General features: G+C 41.3%; 8 protein-coding genes. 1 reads left to right on the top strand and 7 read right to left on the bottom strand.

The window, feature by feature from the left end; all coding sequences use genetic code 11:
- Nucleotides 1-29: 29 nt before the first annotated feature.
- The 7 genes from RRG12_RS27055 to RRG12_RS27025 all read right to left on the bottom strand — a co-directional run bounded on the left by RRG12_RS27055 (nt 30) and on the right by RRG12_RS27025 (nt 9707).
- Complete coding sequence (locus RRG12_RS27055) at nt 30-1463, bottom strand: sensor histidine kinase (protein ID WP_069074113.1); 1434 nt, start codon at nt 1461-1463, stop codon at nt 30-32.
- 575 nt (nt 1464-2038) lie between these two features.
- A complete protein-coding gene (locus tag RRG12_RS27050) occupies nt 2039-4729 on the bottom strand; it encodes an MGH1-like glycoside hydrolase domain-containing protein (RefSeq protein WP_420761286.1) in 2691 nt (896 codons plus the stop codon).
- 263 nt (nt 4730-4992) lie between these two features.
- Entirely contained in the window at nt 4993-6999 is a 2007-nt protein-coding gene (locus RRG12_RS27045) for an amylo-alpha-1,6-glucosidase (RefSeq protein ID WP_420761285.1), read from the bottom strand.
- A 511-nt stretch (nt 7000-7510) separates the two neighbouring features.
- The gene (locus tag RRG12_RS27040) at nt 7511-8152 is read right to left on the bottom strand and encodes a GNAT family N-acetyltransferase (RefSeq protein ID WP_420761284.1); all 642 of its coding nucleotides are present in this window, start codon (nt 8150-8152) and stop codon (nt 7511-7513) included.
- Nucleotides 8153-8208: 56 nt separating this feature from the next.
- Nucleotides 8209-9039: a PD-(D/E)XK nuclease family protein gene (locus tag RRG12_RS27035; RefSeq protein WP_420761283.1), complete on the bottom strand. Its 831-nt coding sequence runs from the start codon at nt 9037-9039 to the stop codon at nt 8209-8211.
- A 90-nt stretch (nt 9040-9129) separates the two neighbouring features.
- A complete protein-coding gene (locus RRG12_RS27030) occupies nt 9130-9354 on the bottom strand; it encodes a hypothetical protein (RefSeq protein ID WP_420761282.1) in 225 nt (74 codons plus the stop codon).
- Nucleotides 9355-9470: 116 nt separating this feature from the next.
- Entirely contained in the window at nt 9471-9707 is a 237-nt protein-coding gene (locus tag RRG12_RS27025) for a hypothetical protein (protein ID WP_420761281.1), read from the bottom strand.
- A gap of 603 nt (nt 9708-10310) precedes the next feature.
- On the opposite strand from RRG12_RS27025, the gene RRG12_RS27020 reads away from it, so the two are divergent.
- Nucleotides 10311-13913, top strand: coding sequence for an NB-ARC domain-containing protein (locus tag RRG12_RS27020; RefSeq protein ID WP_420761296.1), 3603 nt, complete (start codon nt 10311-10313; stop codon nt 13911-13913).
- Nucleotides 13914-13955: the final 42 nt, after the last annotated feature.

Raw genomic sequence — 13955 nt, 5'->3', positions numbered from 1 at the left:
GGGAATGTAAGTCTTTCAATTTTCACCAATTAGATAGAACTACTATATGTAGGTAAATTGATTGTAAACATACTCCCTTCCCCTAACTTCGATTGCACACTTACACTACCACCCATACCTTCTACAAGTGTCTTGACAATCGATAAACCTAAACCAGAACCCCCAGTAGTCTGAGAGCGAGATTCATCTACACGGTAAAATCTCTCAAATATCCGTACTTGCTGTTGCAAGGGGATGCCATAACCTTTGTCACAAACTTGAATAATTGCTTTATCTTGAAGCTGATTTAACTTAAGAATTATAGGTGTATCAGCTTCAGAATACTTAACAGCATTATCAATTAAATTTAATAAAACTTGTTTCAGACGGCTATAGTCTGCCTTGATCTCAATTGGATAGATTTCTGACTCGATTGTAATTGTGCGATCGCTATATTTTTTTGCCATCATTACAACTTCTTCAACCAATTCATTCAGCACATAAGATTTCATTTGAAAATATAAGTAACCGCTATCTGCTCGCGCTAAATCAAGTAAATCTTGTAGTAGACGAATAGTGCGTTCAGCTTCCGATGCCGCAGTTTCTAAAGCTTCTTGTTGAGTTTGAGTTAAGTTATTTTGCCTTCGCAATACACTTTGCAAATAACCATGTACAATTGTTAAAGGTGTGCGTAATTCATGAGAAACATTACTCACAAATTCTCGCTCTTGCTCCCAAGATTGCGAAAGGCGTGATAACAGCATGGTTAAGGTTTGAGCTAATTCTTTAACTTCACTGGGTGCATTATCAAGATATAGCTGTGCTTTTCCTAAATCCTCAGCGGAAATCACAGAAGCCATTTGATTTAGCTGGCGCAGAGGTTGTAAAGAACTTTTAATATAAAATGCGATCGCAACAGTTAAAACAATAATTGCCAAACCACTAGTGATACCTAAACTCTGCACCATTACCACAAACATTTTCTGTTCGCGGGTAATATCCTTGACTACAAATAACTCACCCAATAACTTACCCTGCACTTGCACAGAACTACCACATAGAACAAAGTAGCTTTGGTTTACTTTGTAAACTTGCGGTTTAATCGGCATCTTAGTCAGAGAAATTAACTCAGCTACCGTAGTATCAGATAATAAATCCAAAGTAGCAGATTTTACTAAAATTTTATTATCAGGACTTTTTAGCCATAACAATGTGTTGGTATTTGCCAAATTATTAATAGCCTTTTGCAACCCAGTTTCAGGTTGCATCATTTCACTATAAATTTGTACATCTTGCGGCAAGCGCTTGGCGATTTGTTCTATATTGTATTTATGACCATCAACTAAAATTTGCTGCATTTTCCAACTAGTCCATGTAGCAAGACTACCTAATACCAAAGCTGAAAATGATGCAATACCAACCGTGAGGCGTGATTGTAAGGAAAATGGGTCTATATTTATCCAAACTGTTATGATTTGCTTCACTGTTTTGGTTGCGCTGAAGGTGTTTAATAAGGCTTGATCAATCAAATAATACTGCTGAATATAAAGTTACTGTTAACCGCTACATCTTTATTTATAGCTGATTTTAAATTACCTCTGTTGTAGACCTACACTTAAAACTGCAACCATTCCAAAAAGATTGCTCAATATTTTATCGCTCTTTCAACTATACTAATCTTTCTCTAGGAATCCGCTTTGATTTCTGAACTAATTTGCGTAGGCAGGCAATAGGGAATAGGCAATAGGCAATAGGCAATAGGCAATAGGCAATCTTGCTACAGTCAAGAAGGCTTCTTAGTTGTACTGAGTTTTTTCAGAAATCAAATATGAGTCCTATCTAATAATAATTTAAATGCATTTACTAGTAATTAAATTAATTTTCGCTGAGAATTAACTTAAAATTCTTAATCCTATTTATTTTATCTTTCTAGCTTGATTCAACGCAGGTACTAAAAGTTAATTGTACAAAAATGTGGGTTTTCGAGACGCGATAAATCGCCTTCAAGACAAGTGTTTTAGTCTTATCTGAACTGTATTGATACTAAAAGTAAATCTTGCTATTTAACCTTCTCTATTTCTGGTTCTTGATGCTGTGCTTCATATTCACCAAATTGCTGGATTAATTTGGCAACTAAACCTGTCCAGCCAGTTTGATGACTAGCACCAATTCCGGCTCCGTTATCACCATGAAAATATTCATAGAATAAAATCAAGTTTTGCCAGTGTGGATCGTTTTGAAACTTTTGCATTCCACCATAAACAGGACGTTTACCAGAGTCATTTTGCAAGAAAATTCTGATTAACCTTTGAGATAATTCTGATGCAACTTCCCAAAGTGTCATTATTTGACCAGAACCGGTCGGACATTCCACTTTGAAATCGTCTCCGAGATAATAATGAAACTTTTGCAAAGATTCAATTAGGATGAAATTCACCGGAAACCAAACGGGGCCGCGCCAGTTTGAATTACCACCAAATAAACCACTGCTAGATTCAGCCGGTTCATAATCCACCCGAAATTGCGAACCGTTAATATCAAAAATATAAGGATTTTCAGCATGAAATCGAGAAAGTGCCCGAATGCCGTAAGGGCCAAAAAACTCGCTTTCATCCAGCATTTTTTGCAGAATACTTCTGAGCTTATCTCTAGAAACGATCGCCAGCAACCTCCTCGCACCCAATCCTTTTGTTTCCATACAAGCCACATTTTGCCGCAAGTCAGGACGGTTTTGGATAAACCATTCTAATCGCTTTTTAAAACCAGGAAGCAGTTTTAAAGTTTCTGGTTCAATAGTTTCAATGGCAAATAGAGGAATTAATCCTACCATTGACCTGACTTTTAAGGTAATCTGCCGTTCAGGTAAATGCAGCACATCGTAGTAAAATTCATCAGAATCATGCCACAAACTGGCTTCCATTTCGCCGATTTTATTCATGGCATCGGCAATGTAAAGAAAATGCTCAAAAAACTTGGTAGCAATGTCTTCGTAAACAGGATTAGTCTTGGCTAATTCGAGAGCGATCGCTAACATATTTAAACAATACATTCCCATCCAACTCGTACCATCAGATTGGTCAATATGTCCACCTGTAGGTAAAGCTGCGCTCCGGTCAAATACACCAATGTTATCTAAACCGAGAAATCCTCCTTGAAAGACGTTGTTACCCTCGGTATCTTTACGATTTACCCACCAGGTAAAATTGAGCATCAGTTTTTGAAATACCCGTTCTAAAAACTGTCTATCTGCTCGTCCATAAATCTTTTTTTCAATCTTATAAATGCGCCAAGTTGCCCAAGCATGAACAGGTGGATTCACATCACCAAAAGCCCATTCATAAGCAGGAATTTGTCCATTAGGATGCATATACCATTCGCGTGTTAAAACATCCAACTGATACTTAGCAAAATCGGGGTCAATCATTGCCAAAGGAATAGTATGAAATGCCAAATCCCAAGCTGCAAACCAAGGATATTCCCACTTGTCTGGCATAGAAAGAATATCTTTATTATAGAGATGAAACCATTCCCGATTTCTCCCTTGTTGGCGTTCTGGTGGTGGCGCTGGTGTATTGCGATCGCCTTTTAACCAATCCTCTATGACATAGTGATAATATTGTTTACTCCACAGCATTCCAGCCAATGCTTGTCGCTGCACATTTCGCATATCTTCACTGAGTGGAAATGGCGTAACGCGCTGATAAAATTTATCTGCTTCTTGTTGTCGTCCCCAAAAGATTGTATCAAATTCTTTGCCAAATGGCTCAACTAAATTAGGTATATCACTCAATCGCAATTGAACGATTTTTGTTTCACCTACACCAACTGTTAATAAATAATCAGTAGATGCCTTCGTACCAACTTTATTTGGATTTACTGCCTCTTTTTTACCATGAACGATGTAGTCATTAATGCTATCTTTCACATAGGCAGATGAATTAGAATAGCCAAATAATCGTTGATAATTTGTTTCATTTTCTGTAAATAAAATTTCGTTTGCTTCCTGACAATACAGCCATCTTTTACCTAAAGTTGGATGAAATGCCTCAACCAAATTAAAGCCATTCCCAGATTCAACTTCTTTTAAAGTAGGTTTGTTGGTATCGTCATTCCAACACCAAGTATTACGAAACCAGAGAGTAGGTAACAGGTGTAGTGTTTTTGCTTCTGGCCCCTGGTTGATTACTTTTATTTGGATGAGAATATCTTCAGCAGAATTTTTGGCATATTCGATAAATACATCAAAGTAACGATTTTCATCAAAAATACCTGTATCTAGTAATTCAAATTCTGGCTCATGACGATTTCTGCGTTGATTTTCTGCAACTAATTGGGAGTAGGGAAAGGCTTTATGGGGATATTTGTAAAGCGCTTTCATGTAAGAATGGGTAGGAGTATTGTCTAGATAAAAGTAATATTCTTTAACATCTTCCCCATGATTTCCTTCGCTACCAGTTAGACCAAAAATTCTTTCTTTGAGAATAGCATCTTCGCCATTCCAAAGTGCGATCGCAAAACAAAGTCGTTGATGATTATCAGAAATGCCAGCAATCCCATCTTCACCCCAACGAAAGGCGCGAGAACGAGCTTGATCGTGGGTGAAATAGTCCCAAGCTGTACCATTCGGGCTATAGTCTTCGCGCACCGTTCCCCATTGGCGATCGCTTAAATATGGCCCCCATCTCCGCCAATGAGCTTTGTGACTCAAGGCTTCTGCTAATCTGATTTCTTCTTGGGTTAAATTTGTCATAATATCACCCTGCCTGCATATCTGCACTTTAGTAAATTAATCTTTAAGTCCTAATACCGTTTCTTGGTGAAGCTGCATATAATTCACCCCCTCTAACTCCCCCTTGCAAAGGTGGAGAACCGGATATTTCCCCCCTTTGCAAGGGGGGATTAAGGGGGGTAATTTGACTTGTGTGACACCGTAGCCCAATGCATCGGGGGGACTACAGAAGGGTATTATGATGTGCATCTTCATACAGAATTGGTATAATGTTATCCCCCGCATCAACTCTCTGTTGCAAACCAAGCACGTAAAACCTCTGCTACTGTCCACGCTTGGGCAATGCATCCCCGTGGAGTCATCGGCGGATCACCATCAAAAATTTCGCTGAGACTACCAACACCGTGTGCTTTGAGATGATTAGCCATTGGTTCCAAAAATTGACGAGCCTGTTCGGGATTTTTGTAGACGCGCAGGTGTGCTAAGACGAACGGCCCCAACAACCAACCCCAAACTGTCCCTTGGTGGTAGGCTCCATCACGTTGATACTGATTGCCACCGTATTTACCCTGGTATTGGGGATGATCGGGGGCTAGCGATCGCAACCCATGAGAAGTCAGCAGCGATCGCCCGCAAGCTTCCACCACGCCCCTTTGCTGGGAAGGTGTGAGCGGACTTTCTGGTAATGACACAGCAAATATTTGATTAGGACGCAGCAACCCATCATCACCATCAGGACTGTCTAGAACGTCATAGCAATAACCTGTCTCTTCATTCCAGAAGCGAGAAAATCTATACTTTGCCCGGTCTGCCATTGCCTCATACTCTTGGTGTGGTTTACCAAGCTGACGGGCAAACTTTGCCATTGTCCGTAAAGCATTATACCAGAGGGCATTAACTTCAATCGGTTTGCCAATTCGGGGCGTAACTACCCAATCGTCAACTTTGGCATCCATCCAGGTCAGTTGTACGCCTGCAACGCCTGCATAAAGTAAGCCATCGGCGGCATCGAGATGAATGTTGTAGCGTGTACCGCGACAGTGCCAATCAATGATGTCTGCAAGTATGGGAAAGAGTTCACCAAGCAAAGTATCATCGTCTGTAGCGCTGTAGTAGGCGCGGACTGCTTCAAAGTACCAGAGAGTGGCATCGACTGTATTATATTCTGGTTGCTCACCCGCATCGGGAAAGCGATTAGGTAACATTCCCTGGTCTACGTATCTGGCAAAGGTGCGAAGAATTGAGCGTGCTACCTCTGGACGACCAGTGGAAATTGTCAAACCAGGTAGACTAATCATCGTGTCGCGTCCCCAGTCGCTAAACCAGTGATAACCAGCGATGATGGTTTTGCCGTAGGGGTCTTCTGGCAATGAGCGATCGACAATAAACTGGTCAGCAGCTAGTACTAATTGGTTGATCCAGCTAGGTGATTCCTTAGTTTTTAGAGGTCGATTAGTTTTCCAAAATCCTATTAATTTCTGCTCTTGAGCGCGACGTAACTTGAGTGCAGCTTCACCATTGAGATTTGGTTCTTTTTCTGTGCTGGCTATAAAGGCGATCGCTTCTCCAGAATTCAGTGTAACTTCAAAGGTGGCGGCGTGGAGGTGGTCTTCTTTATCTCTCAATCCCCGATAGCGTTCAACTGCTAAGTCAAAGCCATGATACCAATTGTGGACAACAGATACACTAGGGCGTGAAGCGTTGCGATCTTTAGGCGAATCACTTAGTAGATATAGTGGTACAGCACCCGCATACGCAGTTACACAAATCCCCTGTTCCACCTGCTCAACAGACATCTGCCAATCATTGCTTTGAGTATCGCTGTGATAATCGCGGTAGTTGACCATTGCTTTGAGGGTTAACTTCAGCGGTTGGGTGGCACGACGGAGAGTATATTGGATATAGGTTGTGTTAGCGCCTTGTTGCATCCACACGCGTTTTTCTAACAAGGCATCGGCAACAGCAAAACGCCATACAGGAATTGTACCTTCCAGAGAAAAACGTTCAATATTTTGATAACCCTGGGGACTGACAATACCATCAGCCCAACGATTGGTGTCTAGAGAATAAGAGCGAGTATCGTACAGGACAGTTTCATCTAGTTTTGCCACCATTAAGGTACGACCCAGAGGTGGTTTCAATGCTGCTACCAGTAGTCCATGATAGCGGCGGGTCAATAAACCAGCTATAGTCCCAGAGGCGTAACCACCAATACCGTTAGTAACTAACCACTCCCGCGATTCTGCAATGTCAAGATTGCCGCAGATTTCCCGCCCAAATTCTATACACATAAGTCACGTCACTGTGCTCCGAATTCACAATTCAAAATTAACAATCTCGATTAAAAGTTGCTCCTAGAGCATCCTAACTCCTAACTTTTGTTAGAGGATGTTTGAAAAGTGGTTGGTTGTAATTTTAGGCACTTGTTGATCCCCCCAACCCCTTAAAAAGGCTACGGTGTATACACAAGTCCTAAAAACCTAGCTTGATGGGAATGCATTCATTGAGTCTCTGACTCAATGCCAGATTGGAGGCAGAGCCTCCACGAGGAGCATTCCCATGTAGAACATGGGAACGAGATAAAAACGAGGTAAACGAGATAAACGAGAGAAGAATGGAAAATCAAGCTTTTTTCGACTTGTGTGTACACCGTAGCTTACCAAGGGAGGAAAGTCTCTAAAAGTCCCCCAATTTATCGGGGGATTTAGGGGGATCTAAAACGTTTTGCTACCGACTAGAGGACTTTTCAAACCCAATCCCCAATCCCCAGTCCCCAATCCCCAGTCCCTTTTACACATCCTTTTAGATTGGAGATTGATCTTCAGTTGCTTGAGATTCATTCACTAGAGGATTGAGGATGACTTCATTCGCAAAACTATCAGGTTTACGGGCACGAATTGCTGGACGCGATCGCCTGTAACCGGCTCTTTCAGCTTTTTGGTGTTCATAATCAATCAATCTGCCATAATATTCGTGCTTGCTTAAATTCATCGACAAGAAAATATGCTGGCGGATATTACCAAAACCTTTGCGACTAAAAAACTTTAATGCTGAAGTATTGGTGGGGTCAGTATCTACCAACATAAACCGCGCCCCATCTTCAATCATCCGGGCGACGACTTTATCAACTAGCTTGTCTGCAACTCCCCGACGCTGATATTTCGGACTAACTCCTAGCCATAAAATATATCCGTAAGTCCAAGATGCTTTGGTGATGATGGTTCCTAAAATGAATCCTGCTAATTCTCCATCTGTTTCAGCCACAAGACAGTATTCGGGATCGGTGTTGTAAAGTCCAATCACCTCCCATTCGTCCCAGGTGCGGTATAAATAAGGATATAAATCGCTGGTAAATAAACCTTCTCCCAAGTGGTAAACGGGAGCAATGTCATCAATTCCTAATTCGCGTACATAAATTGCTTCAGTTTCGTCAAAGCTTGACATAAATTTATATTAATTTTTAATTTCTTTATACCTCTATTGGATTTTACAAACATCCTCTAATGTATGGGGTTGAGTGAGACTTCTGGAATGCTGTCAAAATTTGGTAATGAGTCTTTTACTGCTTCTTCAATGCCTTGTGTGCGTAGTTTACCGTCGTAGGCATCGCACCGTTTGGCAAACTGACAATAATCACAGGTTTTGCTACCCTCCACCACTTGAGGAAACTGCTGGTTATTTTGGTAATCTTCCAACAAATTAGTTAACTGGCTTAACAGTTGATTAAGTCTCTTTGCTGTTCGTGTGTGTTGAGCAGTATTGTAATTAAATTTAATATTTTGCGGCTTGCCCTCAGATTGGACAAACCAGTAAGTCATGGAAATATTTTCTGGCAAATAGTCGCTAGTTTCAGCCAATACATACAGATAAAGCCGTGTTTGCCAGTTGGATTCTAGCTGGCGTTTGTTGGGTGGTTTAGGATAAGTTTTCCAGTCAAGAATTTGTGCTTGTTGGTTATCTGCAATCAATAAATCATAGATAACCGACAGCAAATAGTCCTGAACTTGCAGAGTTCGGTAGTGTTCACTTTCACGGAAAGTTTGATTATCAGATGCAGGCGTTAAGATTTCTGGGGCTGCATCGGCAAAACCTAGCATCCAGCTTTGCAGTTGAGCATCTGCTTGCAGAAAACTATCAATTGGCAAACCCATTTCTCGCTGTTGCATTAGCAAGTGAAAGCGACTACCCAAAGTTAGCCGTTCTTCTTGTTCTGAATTTGAGGGCGAATTGAGTTTTTCTAGGTAAGTGTGTTGAAATTTACGCGGACAAGTTTCTAGTAAGTTGAGTTGTCCTTGAGACAGTCGCAGTAGTTGAGTGGGAGTTGACAGCATTCTTCTATTTTAGAGGTTAAAAGGGCGAATGACCTTCGCCCTGGCTCTAAGTTGACACCCAAAGGAGAACTGCTATAGTTCTCATGTCTGCTATTTCAACTCGTCATCATCTGCTTCATCTTGATGATTAGAATGTCTCGTCTTTCCTTGGGATTTGATGGAGCCAAAGCTGTAAGCCATAGCTATTTTAACGATGTCAAAATATGCTGGGTGATTAGCTTTGTTAACAATTGCCAAAGAGATAGATCCCGCCACTAAGATGACTAAGATTGGCGAAAGTGGTTCTCCCCCAAAGCCGTTGTTGTTATTTGGCATGATATAATCTCCTAGTGGTAAGCCTTGGGCTAAACTTGCATTTAACCCAAGAGAGTTGATTAAACTTCACTACGAACCTAAAATTGCAATCTAGCTGGTGATAAGTGGGTGAAAAATTATCCCCAGGACTCAACCACGATCGCGATCGCAAATAGACAAAACAGAGATACTGCTACCCTTGCAAACCATATCCACAAACTTGCGGATAAAAGGATTCCAACTATCGAGACCGCACCAAAAACGTGAGACACAACAAAGGCGACTGCAACGCCCAGCAGTACCAGCAGAAAAAACTTGAGTCCTTTACCAGTCCAATTGAGCAGCATATTATTGTCGTCTTTTAGAATTTTCATAGTTTTTGTCCTTGTAATTAGAGTTGAATCAAGGGCGCAAGCGCATCCTCAACTACTCCAAAGCAGAAGCAAATATTTATAGCTTTGCTCCTAGCTAGTTAAGTTATGCAGCAGTCCTATAAAATCTGAGTGAAATTGAAATGCCAACAATGGTGGTCTTAATATTTACAGATGATGAAAATTAAACTCCTCAAGAAATTTTTCAATATCTGGGAAATCGAAATTTAGATGCTCAATGCCCGTAATGACGCATAACGTCCAGTTACGTGCATCAACCCCTAAAATGAATGTAATTTTTCAAGACCAAAGACTTTCAACATTTACTGTCTCTGCATTGGCAGTTCCAGCGTTTTTACCGTTGACACACTAAGCTTCTTTGAGTTAACAATTAACTCACTAAGTTACTAAATGTATTTACTTAGACTCACTTTAAAGTAACTTAGTGAGGTTGTCAAGCTAACAACAAGAGAAATTCAGACACTGGTTAAAAATAACAGTTTCCTAACAATAGGATAGATATTATAAGTCTTTATGTTACTCTCGATAGATGATTTTCTCACCTAGTGAGCTAACATTGTGAGTGTAGTTAGTCTTAATTTGTACATGAGTGCGATTCCCCAAGAATTTCTTTTAGTTGCAGCCGAAGAACGGTGCTTGTCTGGCAGCGAGAAAGAAGTTTTTTTGTATGCTATGGAGGGAAAACCGCCAAATGCGATCGCCGAAAAATTGGGTATCAGTGCCGAAGCGGTACGCAAAAGATTAAGTGAAGTTTATAAAAAATTCAATGTGGGTGGTGGTGGCCCCGGTAAACTCACTAAGTTACAGCAAGTGATTGATTGTGAGTATCAAACATCTTCGGTGACAGAAGAACAAGAGCCAATGACTAACAAACACCTTGATTGGGGGGAAGCACCTGAAGTTTATCTTTTTTATGGGCGTGCAGACGAATTATCTCAACTAAAGCGCTGGGTAGTTAAAGAACACTGCCGACTCATAGCACTACTGGGTATGGGGGGAATCGGCAAAACAGCCTTGTCTGTGAAGCTAGCAAACGAAGTTCAGGAGAATTTTGACCACATCATTTGGCGAAGTCTTCGCAATGCTCCACCTGTGCAAGAGATGTTGAGAAATCTGATCCGATTTGTATCTGATGAGCAAGAGAAGGATTTGCCAGAAACTGTAGATGCTCTAATAACCCTGTTAATTCATTATTTACAAGAGCATCGTTGTCTTGTGGTCTTGGATAACGCAGAGACAATTTTGCAAGCAAGTGTGAGTGTGCCTCCTGCCAAAGAGGTACGGGCTGGACAATACAGAGAAGGATTTGAAGGTTATGGTCAACTACTCAGACGCATAGGAGAGGAATTTCATCGCAGTTGTTTGGTAATGACTTCACGAGAAAAACCGAAAGAATTTGCACCTTTAGAAGGAGAAGAATCACCAGTTAGAACCCTAACATTAGGAGGCTTAGGGCACATAGAAGGGCAAAAAATTCTGAAAGATAAAGGCTTGTCTGGCTCAAAACAAGATTGGAACCAACTAATTAACAAATATTCAGGTAATCCTTTGGCATTAAAACTGGTATCTGAGTCAATTCGGGAGTTATTTGGTGGTGATATTGCTGTTTTTCTTAATGAAGGAGAGATAATTTTTGGCGATACTCGTGACTTATTAGATCAGCAATTTGAGCGCACCTCCGAGTTAGAAAAAGAAATCATCTACTGGTTAGCAATCAAGCGTGAGTTAGTTTCCCTAGATGAATTGTTAAATGATATTGTGCGTCCCTTAGCAAAACGGGAATTGCTGGAAGCTTTAGAATCGCTACGCAGGCGATCGCTAATCGAGCAAAAACTAGAACATAAAACTCCTCAGTTTACTCTCCAGCCTGTAGTTATGGAGTATATTACCGAGCGACTCATTGAACAGATTACTCAAGAAATTTATACAGGCGAGATGGCGCTATTTATGAGTCATGCTCTAATCGGAGCTACTGACAAAGATTATGTCAGGAATACTCAAGTTCGCTTCATCCTCCAGCCAGTTATAGAAAATTTACTAAATATTTTTAGATTTCCTAGAATTATCACCGAAAAGCTCACTCAAATTTTAGAGAATATCCGAGCAAAATCATTTGTTCAGCCAGGATATGCAGGCGGTAACGTTCTTAATTTACTTTGCCACCTTCAAGTTGATTTAAGCGGCTCTAACTTTTCGCATCTGGCTATTTGGGAAGCTTACTTGCAGGGCGTGAATTTACATCATGTCGATTTGGCTGATTCTGATTTATCCAAATCAGTTTTTACGGAAAAGTTGGGTAGTATTTTGTCGGTGGCATTTAGTCCCAATGGAAAACTTTTGGCTACAGGCGATGCCGATGGTGATGCTCACTTGTGGCAAGTGGAAGATGGAAAGCGACTTTTTACCTGTAGCGGACATAAAAGTTGGGTACGTTCGGTAGCCTTCAGTCCCAATAGTCAAATATTGGCAAGTGGTAGCGAAGACCAAACCGTAAAGCTATGGGATGTGCAAACTGGTAAATGTCTCAATACTTTACAGGGACATACCAGTTGGATTTGGTCAGTAGCCTTCAGTCCCAACGGTCAAATATTGGCGAGTGGTAGCGAAGACCAAACCGTAAAGCTATGGGATGTGCAAACTGGTAAATGTCTCAATACTTTCCAGGGACATACCAGTTGGGTTCGCTCAGTTGTCTTCAGTCCTAATGGTCAAATATTGGCGAGTGGTAGCGAAGACCACACTGTAAAGCTATGGGATGTGCAAACTGGTAAATGTCTCAAAACTTTCCAGGGACATACCAGTTGGATCTGGTCAATAGCCTTCAGTCCCAATGGTCAAATTGTAGCTAGTGGTAGTGAAGACCAAACTGTGAAGTTATGGAATGTAGAAACTGGTAAGTGCTTTAAAAATTTACAGGAAAATAAAAGTTGGGTACGCTCAGTAGCATTTAGTCCTGATGGTCAAATATTGGCTAGTGGTAATGAAGATCAAACTGTAAAGTTATGGGATGTAGAAACTGGTAAATGTGTTAACACTTTGTCTGGACATAGCAGTCGGATTTGGTCAGTAGCCTTCCATCCTCATGGTCAAATTATAGCTAGTGGCAGTGATGACCAAACCGTAAAGTTATGGAATGTGCAAACTGGTAAATGCTGCAAAACTTTAACAGGACATAGTAGTCGGATTTGGTCAGTAGCTTTTAGTCCGATTCCCTCTTCACCCTGTTTGGAAAGTGGGGTTGGGAGGATCTTAGCCAGTGGTAGCGAAGACAAAACCGTGAAGTTATGGGATGTGCAAACTGGCAAATGCTTCAAAACTTTACAGGGACATACCAGATGGATTTGGTCAGTGGCTTTCAGTCCCGATGGTCAGACTTTGGCGAGTGGTAGTGATGACCAAACCGTGAAGTTATGGGATGTGCAAACTGGTGAATGTCTCAAAACTTTGACGGAACATAAAAGTTGGGTCAGATCAGTAGCCTTCAGTCACAATGGGCAGATTCTGGCGAGTGGCAGTGACGAGCAAATCGTGAAGTTATGGGATGTGAAAACTGGTGAATGCCTCCAAACCTTGCCAGCACACAGCAGATGGATTTGGTCATTAGCCTTCAGTCCCGACGATAAAATCTTGGCGAGTTGCAGCGACGACCAAACTGTAAAATTATGGGACGTGCAAACTGGTGAATGCTGGAAAACTTTGCAGAGAGATAGCAGTCGGATCTGGTCAGTAGCTTTCAGTCCTGATGGTCAATTTTTAGCAACTGGCAGTGACGACCAAACTGTGAAGTTATGGGATGTACGTGAAGGGAAGTGTCTCAAAATTTTCCGAGGGCATACCAAATGGATTTGGTCAGTGGTCTTCAGTCCTGATGGTCAAATTCTGGCGAGTGGTAGCGAAGACCAAACTGTGAAGCTATGGGATGTAAATGAAGGTAAGTGCCTGCAAACCTTGTCAGGACACAGTAGTCAGATCCGCTCAGTAGCCTTTAGTCCTGACGGTGAAATTCTCGCTAGTGGCAGTGAAGATGAGACGATTCAACTTTGGAATGTGACAAAAGGCGATCGCCTGAAAACTCTCAGAGCCGATAGACCCTACGAAGGAATGAATATCACTGGCGTGACAGGGTTAACATCGGCACAGATAGAGACTCTCAAAGCCTTGGGAGCCGTAGAAAAATTGAAAAAATAAAAGGTAAAAGAATGAATTTTGCCTTTTTCCTCATCCTTTTAC

The sequence above is a fragment of the Nostoc sp. CALU 546 genome (assembly GCF_048836525.1).
This window is presented reverse-complemented; position numbering and strand designations above follow the sequence as displayed.